This window comes from Microbacterium sp. PF5, from assembly GCF_004794315.1.
Taxonomy (GTDB): domain Bacteria; phylum Actinomycetota; class Actinomycetes; order Actinomycetales; family Microbacteriaceae; genus Microbacterium; species Microbacterium sufflavum.
The window spans coordinates 1-13,527 of the sequence record NZ_SSDQ01000165.1 but is presented as its reverse complement, the minus strand read 5'-3'; the positions used below and the strand labels follow the sequence as shown (position 1 = coordinate 13,527).

Genomic DNA, 13,527 nt, shown 5'->3' with positions numbered 1-13,527 from the left:
GCGCATCCATCCGCTCTTCCATGCCCGAGAATCGCCCCTCGACCATCGCGAACCGCTCAGCCATCCGCGCATCCGATGCCGCAAACCGCGAATCCATCCGCGTGACGAGCCAGCCGAAGCCGCTTGCCATCGCGACGATGATCGTCACCGTCGACCCCAGGATGGTGATCACTTCCATCGACACGAACATCTCCCCAGTCTCACTCGCGTTCCCGCCGCTGTCACGACCCTACGGTGCAGCATTCCGCCGTTCGCGCCGCGGCCACGCGATCCGGGGAGCACGCGTGAGACTGCACACCCGTGCAGCAGGACCGGGCAGGCGTCCGCGGACCCATAGGCTGGAGAGATGGCCCCCTCCCCTTACACCTGCGTGCTCTGGGACGTCGACGGCACGATCGTCGACGCCTCGGTCGGCATCCTCCGTCGGCTGCACGTCGCCCTCACGCACTTCGGTCGTCCCGCCCCGACGCGGGAGGAACTGGTGCACTGGATCGGGCCGCCCATGTTCCAGTCGTTCCAGGACCAGGCCGGCATGACGCCCGCGGAGTCCGCCGAGGCCGTGGCGTTCTACCGCACGCTGGGCAAGGCCGACGGTTACACCACGGACGTGCGCACGTATCCCGGTGTCGCCGAGCTCATCCACGACCTGCATGCCGCGGGAGTGCCGCAGGCGACCGCGAGCTCCAAGCCGGAGAACCAGGTCGATGCGCTGGTCGACCACTTCGGTCTCCGGCCCGCCTTCCTCACGACCGTCGGCGCGACTCCGGACGAGGCGACGCTCGCGTCGAAGACCGACATCGTCGCCGAAGCCCTGCGCCGCCTGGGCGCGCTCGGCGTCGACACGTCACGCCCCGTCCTCGTCGGCGACCGCCATCATGATGTCGAGGGCGGCAAGGCCAACGGCGTCCCCGTGATCTTCGTCGAGTGGGGCTTCAGCGACCCGCACGAGGGAGACGACGCGGCGTTCCGCGTCGCCTCGGTCGACGAACTGCGGGCCCTGCTGCTCGGCTGAGCCCGTCACCACTGACGCAGAAAACGGAACTCCCCGTCGAAAGGACGCTCGAGTGCGTTCTTCAGACGGGGAGTCCCGGTGTCGTCCGCGTCAGAGCGGGCGGATGTTCTCTGCCTGCAGGCCCTTCGGACCCTGCGCCACATCGAACTCGACTCGCTGGTTCTCGTCGAGAGACCGGTAGCCGGATGACTGGATGGCGGAGTAGTGCGCGAAGACGTCAGCGCCTCCGTCGTCGGGGGAGATGAAGCCGAAGCCCTTCTCCGAGTTGAACCACTTGACCGTGCCCTGGGTGCTCATGTACTGCCTGTTCTGCTGATCTAGAAGCCGACGCAGGGGTGCACCGACATCGCTAACGCTAGTGGAGGCGACCCCGGCGGCAATAGGAGAGGCAAGAAGGTAATCCAAATGTTGCATGAGCGTCATGCGACCAGCGCGGCGGGGCTTTCGATCCGCTCCCGGAAAATGGTGTGGCCCTCACCGCGGGGGGAGCGATGAGGGCCGAAGACGACCGGAGGGTGCGTCAGAGACAGCCTAACCCCTTTCGGACCTCCTTGTCCCCCTTTTGGGGGACAAATCCGAAAATTGGTGGGAGAATGAACGAGAGCGGCCCCCTCGAGTAGCCCATTGGGGACTGAACTACTCGAGAGGGCCCAATCGCATACACGGATCGTCGTGCCCCTGGGGTGGGCCGTCCGTCTCCTGGGGAGAGACGGAGACGATCAATCCCCTGTGCATGCACCTTCACCATAGGGGAGGACGACCGTTCCCGCCACGGATCCTCGCCGCCGGTAGCCTGAGGCGGTGACGATGCTGAACAAGGACATGACGCTGTGCATCTCGCTGTCCGCGCGACCCAGCAACAACGGAACCCGCTTCCACAACCACCTCTACGAGGCACTGGGGCTCAACTGGATCTACAAGGCCTTCGCGCCGACCGATCTGGCTCAGGCGATCGCCGGTGTCCGCGGACTCGGCATCCGCGGATGCGCGATCTCCATGCCCTATAAGGAGGATGTCATCGCCCTCGTCGATCGGATGGACGCGTCCGCGCGCGCGATCGACTCCGTCAACACCATCGTGAACGACGACGGGGTACTGACCGCCTACAACACCGACTACTCGGCGATCGCGACCCTGATCGCCCGCAACGGCATCGACCCGCGGTCGTCTGTGCTGCTGCGGGGTTCGGGCGGCATGGCGAAGGCGACCGCGGCGGCCTTCCGCGACGGGGGCTTCACCGACCTCACGATCGTCGCCCGCAACGAAGCCCGCGGGCGTGCCCTCGCGGACCAGTACGGATTCGACTGGCGTCCGGAGCCCGGCGAGGCGACAGCGGACGTGCTCGTCAACGTCACGCCGATCGGCATGGCGGGCGGGGCCGAGGAGCACGCGCTCTCGTTCAGCGAGCAGGCGATCGCGGCATCGACGGTGGTGTTCGATGTGGTCGCGCTGCCGGCGGAGACCCCCGTGGTGGCTGCGGGGCGTGCGGCGGGCGCCACGGTCATCACCGGCGCCGAGGTCGCGACCCTCCAGGCGCTCGAGCAGTTCGTGCTCTACACCGGTGTGCGTCCGACACCGGCCCAGGTCCAGGCCGCCGAAGACTATATGCGATCCGGGGCATGAATCCCCGCGCTATCGATCACCCGGCACGCCCTTCGGCCAGATAGGACAGCCGATGCAGCGTCTCGGCGTTGCGCCACCGCAGGATCGGTGCGGTCAGGAAGCGGGGGAGCAGGGTCGCGGGGCCCTTCACGGGTTCCTCGTCGATACGCACCTGGCAGCCGGTCGCCGTCGACCTCGCCCGCAGGGTGACCTGCGCCTCGCCGACCGGCCAGCCGCGCGCACGCAGCACCGCCCGGTGCGGCGGATGCCACTGCAGCAGTTCGGTCGTATCGTCGAGCAGCGCGGGCCACACGCCGACCGAATGGTGCAGCTGCGCGCCCGGAGCGGGCCAGGCCGCGTCGACATCGCGCATGCGCGACGCTCCGACGACCCAGGCGGGGTACAGCCAGCCGTCCGCCAGCACACGGAACACGTCCTCGGTGGTGCACGCCAGGTCTCGGGTGTTCGTCGCCATGGTTCCTCCGTTCCGCCGCCAGTGTGACGGGTGCGCACACCGCCTGCACAGGCGCTTGACAAGCGTCGTCCCCTCACCGCTAGCACAGTCCATCGCCGAACGCTCCCCCCTGGAGGACCGGTCCCAGCGCTGCGAGGGTCGAGTCATGCTCCACAGACTCACCGGCCGGATCTCGCACGGCGTCGAGACGATCGTGCGCGACGACTCCCCGTTCCTCCTGACCCGCGGCTACGACTTCGGAGCCCGCATCTGGCGGCGTGCACGACCGGGCGCCCGGTCTGCCCCGATGCACCTGCTCGGCGACGAGGCCGCCCTCGTCCGCGGCGCCGAGGGCATCGACCTGTTCTACGACGAGAGTCGCATCGCCCGGCACGGCGCGATGCCCGCGATCGTGCAGGAGACGCTGTTCGGGCACGGCTCCGTCCACAGCCTCGACGGCGACGCCCACCGTCACCGCAAAGCGACGTTCGTCGCGGTCGCCTACGAGGACGAGCAGGTCGCGCGGCTCACGCCCTGGCTCGAGCGGGAGTGGGCGCGGGAGCGCGACGCCTGGCTCGACGGCGGCACCCGCAGCGCCTATGACGCGGCCGTCGGGGCGTTCGGACGCGCGATCATGGGCTGGGCGGGCCTTCCGGGGACGCCCGCCGCGAAGACGCGCTGGGCCGCTCGGCTGGCCCAGATCGTCGACGGGTTCGGCGCGCCGTACTCGCCCGCCTACCTCGCCGCGACCGCGAACCGGATGTGGTCCGACCGGCACGCTCAGCGCCTCATCGAGGCCGTCCGCGCCGGAACGCTCACGGCTCCCGAGGGCACCGCGCTCGCGCTGTGGGCCGCGCACCGCAGCGCCGACGGCACCCTGCTTCCCGCCAGGACCGCGGGCATCGAACTGCAGAACAGCATCCGGCCGATGATCGCCGCCGCCCGGTTCGTGGCGTTCGCGGCGAAGCAGCTCCACGACCACCCGGAGTGGCGCGCCCGCATCGCGGCCGAGACCGGGGAACGGCAGGCTCTTGTGGGCGGCGCTCTCGCCACCCGGTTCGCGCAGGAGGTGCGGCGCACGGGACTGTTCGTGCCGATGCTCCCGGGGCGTGCGCTCACCGACATCGAGATCGACGGCGTGCGCGTGCCGAAGGGCGGTCGCGTGGTGCTCGACATCCTCGGCACCGACACCGACGAGCAGTCGTGGGCGCACGCGCACCGCTTCGCCCCGGAGCGCTTCACCGACGTGACTGACCACGAAGAGGTGAAGACGTTCATCCCGCAGGGCGGGGCCGACGTCGCCACGGGACACCGCTGCCCCGGCGAGAAGCTCGTGGTCGCGGGACTCACGGCTGCGATCGCGGTGCTCAGCGACCCGCGGCTGCGCGTGCTCGACGAGGGCCTCGCGGTGAACCGACGACGGCTGCCCACCAAGCCCGCGTCCGGCGGACGGGTGCGCGCGGCCGGCTCCGGCCGCGGCTGCCCCTTCCACTGAGCGCGGGATCGCATGCGCCACGGCACCTGTCAACCGGGTGTTCACACCGGCCGGCGACGCGGAGGCTGGGACGACCACAGTCGACCGGAGCAGAGGACATCATGAAGGCACTGACTTGGCAGGGCAAGCGCACGGTGACGGTCGAGGAGGTCCCCGACCCGCAGATCCAGCAGCCGGAGGACGCGATCATCCGCGTCACCTCATCGGCGATCTGCGGCTCCGACCTGCATCTGTACGAGCTGCTCGGTCCATTCCTGGATCGCGGCGACATCCTCGGACACGAGCCCATGGGTGTGGTGGTCGAGGTGGGCGCGAACGTCACCTCGCTGCAGCCCGGAGACCGGGTCGTCATCCCGTTCAACATCGCGTGCGGGGAGTGCTTCTTCTGCCGTCGCGGCCTGCAGTCGCAGTGCGAGACCACGCAGGTGCGCGAGTACGGCAGCGGAGCAGCCCTGTTTGGGTACACCAAGCTCTACGGCCAGGTGCCGGGCGGACAGGCGGAGTACCTGCGGGTGCCGCTTGCGGACTACAACCACATCAAGGTCGCGCCCGACCTTCCCGACGAGCGCTACCTGTTCCTCAGCGACATCCTCCCCACCGCGTGGCAGGGCGTGGAGTACGCGCAGGTGCCGGAGGGCGGCACCCTCGCCGTGATGGGCCTCGGCCCGGTCGGGCAGTTCGTCGCCAGGGTGGGCCGTCACCGCGGGCACCGCGTCATCGCCGTCGACCCGGTGCCCGAGCGGCGGGCCATGGCCGAACGGCACGGCATCGAGACGCTCGACCTCACCGACACCGTCGTCGCCGAGATCCGCGACACCACCGAGGGCCGCGGGGCCGACTCCGTGGTCGACGCGGTGGGGCTCGAAGCCCACGGGAACAGCGGCATCGAGTTCGTGCAGAAGGCCGTGGGGCTGCTGCCCGATCCCGCCGCGCGACAGCTGCTCGACAAGGCGGGGATCGACCGCCTCGCCGCGGTCTACGCCTCGATCGACGCGGTGCGACGGGGCGGGACCGTGTCGCTGAGCGGCGTCTATGCGGGTGACGCCGACATCCTGCCGATGAAGACGATGTTCGACAAGCAGGTCACGCTGCGGATGGGGCAGTGCAACGTCAAGAACTGGATCGACGACCTGCTGCCGCTCGTGGAGGACGCCGCCGATCCGCTCGGCGTGATGGACCTCACCACGCATCACGCCCCGCTCGACGACGCACCCGACCTCTACCGCACGTTCCAGCAGAAGGAGGACGGCTGCATCAAGGTCGTGCTGCATCCGTCCACGGTGTGACCGTGGGGTGATCAGTCCTCCGCGCGACGAGTGCCGATGCCGGGCTCGTCGTTGTGCTCGGACTCGTCCGGTACCGAGGCGTCGGATGACGGGTCCACGCGGGCGGCCTGCCCGGCGCCGGCGTCGGCGCCCGCACCGCCCGCCGGCACGTTCTCGATGAGGTCGGCGTCGTCCCCGCCCCGCTCGGCGAGGTGCTCCGAGATCGGACCGGCACCGGGTCGGGCGGACCCGGCATCGGGGGACGGATACGTGGGGTCGGTGGGCTCCGCGCCGGACTCGACCCTGTCCTCCTCCTCCGGCTGCATGCGCTCCGGATCGTTCAGGTGGCCCTCGTCGTGCGTCATGGCCTGCTCCTCTCGTCGGCTGAGACGTCCAGGGTGCGCCGGATGCCGCACGAGGGGAGGGCCGTTGACAGCACCTCATCGCGCGGGTATCCGGCGCACCTCTCGGACGCGCATCCGCAGCGTCCGCCGCGATGCCGCCGTCCGGGGAGTCCTCAGCCCTTCGCGCCCTTGCGGGGCTTGAGGAACTCGTCTGGAGCGTTCTTGGCCTTCTTGGCGGCCCGCTTCTCCTTGAGTGAGAGCTGCGGGGCCTTCTTGCTCGCTCGACCCTGGGTGGACTTTCCGGACATGTGCGCTTCCCCTTTTCGTGGCTGGCGTAACCCCTGACCATACCCGGAACGGCATAGAAGTCAAATTTCCTGCTGAGCGGCAAAAAAACCGTCGTCGCCGGCCGGTCGGGAACGGCGTCTCGCGAGGGAGCGGTCGGGGTGATGGCACGGCCGCCGGAAGCGATGGAGGCGCTAGCGTGTGCGCTCATGAGCGTCTACCGCGACCTGGGACTTCGACCGCTGATCAACGCGTGGGGCACGGTGACCGCGGTCGGCGGCTCGCTCCTGGCGCCCGAGGTGCTCGACGCGATGCGCGAGGCCGCCGGGGCCTACGTCGACCTGCACGCCCTGCAGGCTCGGGCGGGGGAACGCATCGCCGCCGCGCTCGATGTGGAGGCCGCCTGTGTCACTGCGGGAGCGGCCGCGGGGCTCACGGTCGCCACGGCCGCCGCGATGACCCGCGACCACCCGGAGCTGCGCGCCCGGCTACCGCGCGCCTCCGGACTGCCGGACGAGTGCCTGATGCTACGCGGCCATCGCAACCGCTACGACGCGGCGGTGGCGGTCGCGGGTGCCCGCGTGGTCGAGGTGGAGGACGCGACGGGGGCGAGCGTGGAGGAGCTGCGCCGTGCCCTCAGCGACCGGACCGCGCTCCTGCTGTGGATGGCGGAGGCCCGGTCGCTGCCCGGCTCGCCGCCGCTCGCGGAGGTCGCCGCGGTGCTGCACGAGCACGGCATCCCGCTGGTGGTGGACGCCGCCGCCGAGGTGCCGCCGCGGGCGCTGGTGCGGCAGATGCTCGACGAGGGTGCCGACCTCGTGGTGCTCAGCGGTGGCAAGGAGGTCCGCGGACCGCAGTCGTCGGGGATGATCCTCGGTCGGCGCGAGCTGGTGGACGCGTGCGCGGCCGTCGCCTATCCGCACCACGGTGTCGCCCGGGGGATGAAGACCGACAAGGAGACGATCGTGGGGCTGGTGGCGGCGGTCGAGCTGTTCGCTCGGCGGGACGAGGCCGTGGAGCAGGCCGCCCGGGAGCGGATGGTGTCGGAGCTGGTCGCGGGGCTCGCGGGGTGCGTGGATCTGCGCGTGCGCCGCCACGTGCTGGAGCGCCCCGGCATCCAGCCCGCCTCGATCCCGCGCGCCTACGTACGGCCGCTGCACGCGACGGCCGCGGCGGTTGCGGAGCGTCTGCGCTCCGGCGATCCCGCGGTCGTGGTGGGCGTGGACGGCGACGAGATCGCACTGAATCCGCAGTGCCTCACGCCGGAGCAGGTGCCGGTGGTGGTACAGGCGGTCATCCGGGCGTGCGTGCTGGTGTCATGAATTTTCATTGACGGTCGCGCGTTCGTAGTTTAGTTTCGTCGTGAACAGGCCGCCCACGATCGAGAGATGCTCATGCCCGCGCTGCGCGACCCCGCCCTGAGCCGCCTCGCCCACAGCCTGCTGTGGCCCGGATTCGCCGGGCGCACCGCCCCCGACTGGCTCCGGCGAGCGCTCGACCACGGTCTCGCCGGCGTCGTGTACTTCGCGCAGAACCTCGATCCCGCCGACCCGGATCAGCCGCGCGCGCTCTCGGCGGAGATCCACGGACGACACCCCGGAGCGCTGATCGGCGTGGACGAGGAGGGCGGCATCGTCACCCGCCTGGAAGCGGCCGCGGGCTCATCGACGCCCGGCAACGCGGTGCTCGGCCGCCTCGACGACATCGACCTCACCGAGCGCGTCGCCGCCTGGACCGGGCGGCTCGTGGCCTCCGCGGGCATCGACGTCGACCTGGCGCCGACCGTCGACGTCAACGCCGACCCGCGCAACCCCGTGATCGGCGTCCGCTCGTTCGGCGCCGAGCCCGACGTCGTCGCCCGCCATGCCGCCGCGGCCGTCCGGGGGATCCAGTCCGCCGGGGTCGCCGCGTGCCCCAAGCACTTCCCCGGTCACGGCGACACCGTCACCGACTCGCACCTGGCGCCGGCGACCGCCGATGTGACGCTCGAACAGCTGCACGCCGTGCATCTGCCGCCGTTCCGCGCCGCGATCGAGGCGGGCGCGAAGACCCTCATGACGGCGCACATCCGCGTGCCCGCGCTCGGCGACGCACCGGCGACCCTCAACCCGACGAGCCTGCGCCTGGCCCGCGACCTGGGCTTCGACGGGGTGCTCATCACCGACGCGGTCGACATGGCGGCGATCCGCGGCACGGTCGGCTCGGGGCCCGGCGCGGTCGGGGCCCTCGCCGCGGGCGCAGACCTCGTGTGCATCGGCAACCCCGCCCTCAACCCGCAGGTCGGCGGCGAGCGCACCGACCAGGTCGAGTTCGAGGAGGTGCTGCACGCCGTGTACGAGGCGCTGCGGTCGGGCGCGTTGCCTGTCGCGCGCGCGGAGGAGGCGGCGGCGCGGCTCGCCGAGCTCTCGGCCTGGCGCCGCGACCACGGGGACGACGCCGAGCGCCCGGCGGCCTTCGAGGGCGCAGACCTCGTCGCCCGCGCGGCCACGGTGGTCGGTGATGTGCGCCTCGGCAGTGCGTCGGCCACGGTGGTCGACGCCCGCACGAAGCGCAGTGTCGCGGTGGGGGAGGCGTTGGACTTCTTCACCGTGGCGCTGCGCGAGCGGATGCCGGTGGAGCGCGTATCGCTCGCCGGACTCGATGCGACGGCGGCTGCCGCACGGGCGGCCGCGGTCGCCGCGGACCGGACGGAGGAGGTGGTGCTGCTGGTGAATCAGCCGCAGAGCAGTCCGTTCGAGGCGGCCGTGCAGGAGGCGGTGCTCGCCGTGCGCCCCGACGCCGTGGTCGTGTACGCGGGGTGGCCCGCAGAGGGTGATGTGCGCGCGGGTCGGGCGGTGCTGGCGCTCGGGGCGTCGCGCGCGTCGGCGGTGTACGTCGCTCGGGTGTTGTCCGGAAGCGCCTGAGACGACACACCGCTCGGTATCCGTTGTTTTGAATGACTCAAAACAACGTGCTACGGTCGGAGGGAACCGGACGGCCAGACCGGGGCTCCCGCGCCGCACTCGACGGTGATCAGGGGAGCACCGCGGGCCGCAGAACCGCACGACCGCACAGGGGGCGAGACCCCCGCTCCGGCGTGCGCGCCGCCAGGGGCCGCCGGCCCCTCCGCGCGAGCCTGCCCTCCGGACGAGAAAGGAACACGCATGAAAGAGTCACGACCAGCCGCCCGCACCGGCATCCGCTTCACCTCGATGCCGCACGCCCTGGGACGCGGCGCCCGCGAGGACATCGTGTGGGAGGCGCTCGAGCGCATCGACGGCAAGCCGACCCCGGACGTCGGCACGATGCAGGCCGCGATGGGCAACGAGGCTGAGATCCGGCTCGTGCACGACACGGTGCGCGCGTACCTCGACGCCCGTGGCGTGCGGGACACGGCCGCATGGGCTGAGCGCATCGGAGCGGCGGAGTGAGGCCGCTGGGCCCGCGCGCCGCCGGCGCAGCGGTGCTGCAGGTGCGTGGCGAGTACGCACTGCCGGTGACGCCGATGGATCTGCACACGACACCTCCGCGACCGAACGACGGCGGGATCGTGGTGCAACTGCGCTCGTCGGGTCTCGGCGGCAGCTCCTACGTGGTGGCTCCCGCCGGTGCCGTGCCGGGCGCGATCGTGCTGGAGTACGGCGACGGCAGGGAGCGGCACTGGCGTCGTGGACGCGGGAGCTCCGCTGATGTGGTGCCGTATGTGCTGGTGGACGACTCGGGCTCGACCGGGTACGTGACGGAGAACAGTTGCCTCAAGCAACAAAAGGCGTAGACTGAGGGCATGGCGAACGCCCAGAGCATCGCCGACATCCACGTCGCCCTCGTGAACGTGGTGTCGGCGTGGAGCGAGAGCGACGTGCAGGCCCAGGTGGCCGAGAGCGTCGGCGTCGCCCTCGACCCCACCGCCATCCGCGCGGTGTACCTGCTCGGGCTGCACGGGGGAGCACTCGGGTTCGGTGCCCTCGCCGAGCACGCCTCGATGTCGCGCCCGACCACGTCGAAGCTCGTCGCCCGCATGGCCGCGCAGGGCGTGGTCGACCCGATCCGCACCGGCCGCACGGTCGAGGTGCGCCTCGCACCCGCCGGCGAGCAGGCCTACGCACGCCTGGTCGACGCCGGTCACCGCCTGGTGGCAGACGCCCTCGCCGGTTGGGACGCGGACGAGATCTCCGCGTTCCGGCACCAGCTCACGCGCTTCGTCTTCGCCCTCGCCGGCACGCCGTCGGCACCGTCCATCCAGGAGGAATCACCATGACCCGCACCTACGTCGTCACCGGCTCGGCATCCGGAATCGGAGCCGCCACCACCTCGCTGCTGCGCGCCCAGGGGCACACCGTCATCGGTGTGGACCTCGCCGGCGCCGAAGTGGCGGCCGACCTCTCCACGCACGACGGCCGCATCGCCGCCGCGGAAGCCGCGATCGAAGCCGCGGACGGCAGCATCGACGCCGTGATCGCGTGCGCCGGCATCGCCGCCCCCATCGCGAAGACCATGGCGATCAACTTCTTCGGCGTGACCGAGTTCCTGGAGGCCCTGCGCCCCACGCTCAGCCTGGCCGATACTCCGCGTGCGGCCGTGGTGTCGTCGATGGCGTCGCTGCAGCCGGTGTCCGCCGAGCTCGTCGACGCCGCCCTGGCCGGTGACGAGGCCCGCGCGCTGGAGATCGGCGACCGGCTCGCCGCGACCCCCGAGGGCGGGTTCCTCAACTACTCGTCGAGCAAGCGCGCGGTGTCGCGGTGGGTGCGCCGCGAGTCGGTGACGCCCGCGTGGGCCGGAGCCGGCATCCCCCTCAACGCCGTCGCCCCCGGCACCGTGATCACCGCCATGACCGCCGGTCTGCTCGGGTCGCCCGAGGGCCTGGCGCAGGTGGACGCCGCCGTGCCGATGCCGCTCAACTACCACCAGCCGGCGTCGTCCATCGCAGAACTGCTGGTGTGGCTGACCAGCCCGGCGAACACGCACATGGCCGGTCAGACGATCTACTGCGACGGCGGGGCCGACGCGGTGCTGCGCGGCGACGACATCTGGTCGTGGAACGACGCCCCGCAGAGCTGACGCGACACCGCCGGCGGGAGCCGCGGCCTGACCTAGACTGACCGCATGGGGGAGTTGTGGCGCCGGATGTCGCCGCGCTCCTGGGGTCGTCTGTTCTTCGGAGCGCAGGCCCTCGCCGGCGCCGCGTGGTGGATCGCGGTGTTCGTGTGGCCCGGCATCCGCACCGCGACCCTCGGCTCTCTCGACGCGCCGCTCGTCGCGCTGCTCGACATCCCGCTGTTCGTGCTCGGGTCGGCCCTCGCGGCAGCGGGACTGCGCGCCGCGGTGTGGTCGACCACCGGCTGGACGACCCTGGTCGCGGCCGGCATGGCGCTGTACGCCACCGTCACGGGCGCGGCCGGATGGGGCGCGCTGCTCATGGCGGCCGCGGCGCTGGGGTCGATCGGCGCCGCCGTGCTCGTGCTCACCGGCCGGGTTCCGTCCGAGTGGCTGCTGCGGGGGCCGTTCCGGTTCCGGCTCGCGGCGACCGCCCGGCCCGTGGCGCATCTGTCCCGCACGGCCGTGCAGATCCTCGTGTTCTCCGCCGTGTTCCTGGTGGCACTGCCCGCCGTGATCGTCGTCGCCGAGCATCGGTGGGGGCTGCACGTGCCGTTCCCCGTGGCCGTGCGCATCGCCGGTGCGGTGCTGTTCGCGCTCGCGTTCGCGCTGTCGATGTGGTCGGCCGCCTCCATGTCGGTGCGGGGCGAGGGCACCCCCCTGCCCTCGGCGATGCCCCGGCGGCTGGTGGTCGCCGGGCCCTACCGCTTCGTGCGCAACCCGATGGCGGTCGGCGGCATCGCGCAGGGCGTGGCGGTCGGCCTGATGGCGGGCTCGTGGCTCGTGGTGCTGTACGCCCTGTGCGGGTCGCTGGTGTGGAACGCGCTCGTGCGACCACTGGAGGAAGCCGACCTGGAGGCGCGGTTCGGTGCCGACTTCCGCGCCTACCGCGACCGCGTGGCCTGCTGGATCCCGCGGCGTCCGCGCATCACCGCCTGACCGATCCCGCGGGGGAACCTCCCGCCCGGGAGCCGTGCAGCAACCCGTACGCGCCGAGCACCGGCGAGCGCACTGTGCGGTCGGGGTCGAGCGGCCACGCCTGCTCCGGCACCGCGAGCAGCAGCACCCACCCCGTCCGCTCGGCGGCCGCACCCCACCCGCCCGGCACGGCCCCCCGGCGCATCGCCTCGGCGTAGGCGGGCCCGGGCACCCCGAGGTCGCGCAGCCGCAGGCCGTCGTCGCCGCGGAACTCCACGCCCACCCGCCGCACCGGTGCGACCGGACCGTTGACGGGCGGCTCCAGGGTGCTCCACCCGTGCGCACGCAGCACCTCCGCCACGGTCTCGTCCGCGTCGGGCGGCAGAGACAGCAGCAGGCACGGGGCGCCGTCGCCGCCGACATCGACCACGGCGAACGTGAACGTCAGGCGGGGTAGTCGCTCCGGGCGGCGCCGGGCACGGCGGACCGCGCCGAACCCGACCACGACGGCGAACGCCCCCAGGGCCGCCGGTGTGCCAGCGACGAGGAACGCGACCACGACCACCCCCGCGCCCAGGGCCACCCGCGCCCCGCGGTGCCTGTCGGCGTCAACGGTCGGTGTGTGCGCCATGCTCCGGGCCGTCCCCCGCGGTGCCGTCCGCGTCCGGAGCCTCCACCGCCGCGTGCGACCCGTGGGCGCTGTCGGCCGCGTGCACCTCAGCCCTGGTGAGCGGCAGCAGCCTGTCTTCGAAGAACCACCGGGACACGGCGGCGCGCAGGTTCTGATGCCACGGGATGCGCCCCTTCGCGTTCGGCCGTACGACCAGCGGCTGATACGACTCCACGTCGATGAGTTTCCAGCGCTCGTACTCGTCGACGGGCTGGTGCACCTCGACGAACTCGCCGCCGGGCAGTCGCACGATGCGACCCGTCTCGAAGCCGTGCAGCACGATCTCGCGGTCCTTCTTCTGCAGCGCCAGGCAGATCCGCTTCGTCAGGACGTACCCGAGCACGGGACCGAGGATCAGCAGCGCCTGGAGTGTGTGGATCACGCCCTCCATCGTGAGCATGAAGTGCGT

The 13,527-nt window shown here is 71.8% G+C and carries 16 protein-coding genes and 2 pseudogenes; 11 read left to right on the top strand and 7 right to left on the bottom strand.

What is annotated here, in order from left to right; translation table 11 throughout:
• Nucleotides 1–190: pseudogene (locus DW297_RS16355) on the bottom strand (response regulator); the annotation flags it as partial.
• Nucleotides 191–346: 156 nt separating this feature from the next.
• Between DW297_RS16355 and DW297_RS16350 the strand changes: the two are divergent.
• Nucleotides 347–1,012: an HAD hydrolase-like protein gene (locus DW297_RS16350; protein ID WP_136034353.1), complete on the top strand. Its 666-nt coding sequence runs from the start codon at nt 347–349 to the stop codon at nt 1,010–1,012.
• Between the two features lie 90 nt (nt 1,013–1,102).
• On the opposite strand, the gene DW297_RS16345 is transcribed toward DW297_RS16350, so the two are convergent.
• Nucleotides 1,103–1,309: a cold-shock protein gene (locus DW297_RS16345; protein ID WP_136034351.1), complete on the bottom strand. Its 207-nt coding sequence runs from the start codon at nt 1,307–1,309 to the stop codon at nt 1,103–1,105.
• Between the two features lie 504 nt (nt 1,310–1,813).
• Between DW297_RS16345 and DW297_RS16340 the strand changes: the two genes are divergently transcribed.
• Nucleotides 1,814–2,635, top strand: coding sequence for a shikimate 5-dehydrogenase (locus DW297_RS16340; RefSeq protein ID WP_205828318.1), 822 nt, complete (start codon nt 1,814–1,816; stop codon nt 2,633–2,635).
• Between the two features lie 16 nt (nt 2,636–2,651).
• Here DW297_RS16340 and DW297_RS16335 read toward each other — a convergent pair whose 3' ends face one another.
• Nucleotides 2,652–3,089 (bottom strand): SRPBCC family protein, encoded by a 438-nt coding sequence (locus DW297_RS16335; RefSeq protein ID WP_136034349.1) that lies wholly within the window; start codon nt 3,087–3,089, stop codon nt 2,652–2,654.
• A 145-nt stretch (nt 3,090–3,234) separates the two neighbouring features.
• Here DW297_RS16335 and DW297_RS16330 point away from each other — a divergent pair, with 145 nt between their 5' ends.
• Both DW297_RS16330 and DW297_RS16325 read left to right on the top strand, forming a co-directional pair.
• Nucleotides 3,235–4,563, top strand: coding sequence for a cytochrome P450 (locus DW297_RS16330; protein WP_136034347.1), 1,329 nt, complete (start codon nt 3,235–3,237; stop codon nt 4,561–4,563).
• Nucleotides 4,564–4,664: 101 nt separating this feature from the next.
• Nucleotides 4,665–5,849, top strand: a complete 1,185-nt coding sequence (locus tag DW297_RS16325) for a zinc-dependent alcohol dehydrogenase (protein WP_136034345.1) — start codon at nt 4,665–4,667, stop codon at nt 5,847–5,849.
• 11 nt (nt 5,850–5,860) lie between these two features.
• Here DW297_RS16325 and DW297_RS16320 read toward each other — a convergent pair whose 3' ends face one another.
• Together DW297_RS16320 and DW297_RS19350 are read right to left on the bottom strand one after the other, a co-directional pair.
• Nucleotides 5,861–6,193, bottom strand: a complete 333-nt coding sequence (locus DW297_RS16320; RefSeq protein WP_136034343.1) for a hypothetical protein — start codon at nt 6,191–6,193, stop codon at nt 5,861–5,863.
• Nucleotides 6,194–6,345: 152 nt separating this feature from the next.
• A complete protein-coding gene (locus DW297_RS19350) occupies nt 6,346–6,480 on the bottom strand; it encodes a hypothetical protein (protein ID WP_275089379.1) in 135 nt (44 codons plus the stop codon).
• Between the two features lie 186 nt (nt 6,481–6,666).
• Here DW297_RS19350 and DW297_RS16315 point away from each other — a divergent pair, with 186 nt between their 5' ends.
• From DW297_RS16315 to DW297_RS16285, 7 genes are all read left to right on the top strand, one after another.
• Nucleotides 6,667–7,779 (top strand): aminotransferase class V-fold PLP-dependent enzyme, encoded by a 1,113-nt coding sequence (locus DW297_RS16315; RefSeq protein WP_168442889.1) that lies wholly within the window; start codon nt 6,667–6,669, stop codon nt 7,777–7,779.
• 66 nt (nt 7,780–7,845) lie between these two features.
• On the top strand, nt 7,846–9,360 hold the full coding sequence (locus tag DW297_RS16310) for a glycoside hydrolase family 3 N-terminal domain-containing protein (protein WP_136034339.1): 1,515 nt from the start codon (nt 7,846–7,848) through the stop codon (nt 9,358–9,360).
• 240 nt (nt 9,361–9,600) lie between these two features.
• Entirely contained in the window at nt 9,601–9,867 is a 267-nt protein-coding gene (locus tag DW297_RS16305) for a hypothetical protein (RefSeq protein ID WP_136034337.1), read from the top strand.
• Nucleotides 9,864–10,211 carry a hypothetical protein gene (locus DW297_RS16300; RefSeq protein ID WP_136034335.1) on the top strand — a complete coding sequence of 116 codons (348 nt, stop codon included), beginning with the start codon at nt 9,864–9,866 and terminating at the stop codon, nt 10,209–10,211. The genes DW297_RS16305 and DW297_RS16300 overlap by 4 nt, the downstream gene beginning before the upstream one ends.
• Nucleotides 10,212–10,220: 9 nt before the next feature.
• Complete coding sequence (locus DW297_RS16295) at nt 10,221–10,694, top strand: MarR family winged helix-turn-helix transcriptional regulator (RefSeq protein ID WP_136034333.1); 474 nt, start codon at nt 10,221–10,223, stop codon at nt 10,692–10,694.
• Nucleotides 10,691–11,494 (top strand): SDR family oxidoreductase, encoded by an 804-nt coding sequence (locus tag DW297_RS16290; RefSeq protein WP_136034331.1) that lies wholly within the window; start codon nt 10,691–10,693, stop codon nt 11,492–11,494. The genes DW297_RS16295 and DW297_RS16290 overlap by 4 nt, the downstream gene beginning before the upstream one ends.
• A 45-nt stretch (nt 11,495–11,539) precedes the next feature.
• Complete coding sequence (locus tag DW297_RS16285; protein WP_240744660.1) at nt 11,540–12,469, top strand: methyltransferase family protein; 930 nt, start codon at nt 11,540–11,542, stop codon at nt 12,467–12,469.
• Here DW297_RS16285 and DW297_RS16280 read toward each other — a convergent pair.
• Entirely contained in the window at nt 12,459–13,079 is a 621-nt protein-coding gene (locus tag DW297_RS16280; protein ID WP_136034329.1) for a hypothetical protein, read from the bottom strand. The two genes, DW297_RS16285 and DW297_RS16280, sit on opposite strands and share 11 nt — an antisense overlap.
• A pseudogene (locus tag DW297_RS16275) lies at nt 13,057–13,527 on the bottom strand (ubiquinol-cytochrome c reductase cytochrome b subunit); the annotation flags it as partial. The gene DW297_RS16280 and the pseudogene DW297_RS16275, both read right to left, overlap by 23 nt.

Coding starts and splice junctions, on each gene's coding strand:
- DW297_RS16295 (WP_136034333.1), top strand. CDS start 10,221: ATGGCGAACGCCCAGAGCATCGCCGACATCCACGTCGCCCTCGTGAAC.
- DW297_RS16285 (WP_240744660.1), top strand. CDS start 11,540: ATGGGGGAGTTGTGGCGCCGGATGTCGCCGCGCTCCTGGGGTCGTCTG.
- DW297_RS16315 (WP_168442889.1), top strand. CDS start 6,667: ATGAGCGTCTACCGCGACCTGGGACTTCGACCGCTGATCAACGCGTGG.
- DW297_RS16335 (WP_136034349.1), bottom strand. CDS start 3,089: ATGGCGACGAACACCCGAGACCTGGCGTGCACCACCGAGGACGTGTTC.
- DW297_RS16305 (WP_136034337.1), top strand. CDS start 9,601: ATGAAAGAGTCACGACCAGCCGCCCGCACCGGCATCCGCTTCACCTCG.
- DW297_RS16345 (WP_136034351.1), bottom strand. CDS start 1,309: ATGAGCACCCAGGGCACGGTCAAGTGGTTCAACTCGGAGAAGGGCTTC.
- DW297_RS16350 (WP_136034353.1), top strand. CDS start 347: ATGGCCCCCTCCCCTTACACCTGCGTGCTCTGGGACGTCGACGGCACG.
- DW297_RS16290 (WP_136034331.1), top strand. CDS start 10,691: ATGACCCGCACCTACGTCGTCACCGGCTCGGCATCCGGAATCGGAGCC.
- DW297_RS16330 (WP_136034347.1), top strand. CDS start 3,235: ATGCTCCACAGACTCACCGGCCGGATCTCGCACGGCGTCGAGACGATC.
- DW297_RS16310 (WP_136034339.1), top strand. CDS start 7,846: ATGCTCATGCCCGCGCTGCGCGACCCCGCCCTGAGCCGCCTCGCCCAC.
- DW297_RS16320 (WP_136034343.1), bottom strand. CDS start 6,193: ATGACGCACGACGAGGGCCACCTGAACGATCCGGAGCGCATGCAGCCG.
- DW297_RS16325 (WP_136034345.1), top strand. CDS start 4,665: ATGAAGGCACTGACTTGGCAGGGCAAGCGCACGGTGACGGTCGAGGAG.
- DW297_RS19350 (WP_275089379.1), bottom strand. CDS start 6,480: ATGTCCGGAAAGTCCACCCAGGGTCGAGCGAGCAAGAAGGCCCCGCAG.
- DW297_RS16280 (WP_136034329.1), bottom strand. CDS start 13,079: ATGGCGCACACACCGACCGTTGACGCCGACAGGCACCGCGGGGCGCGG.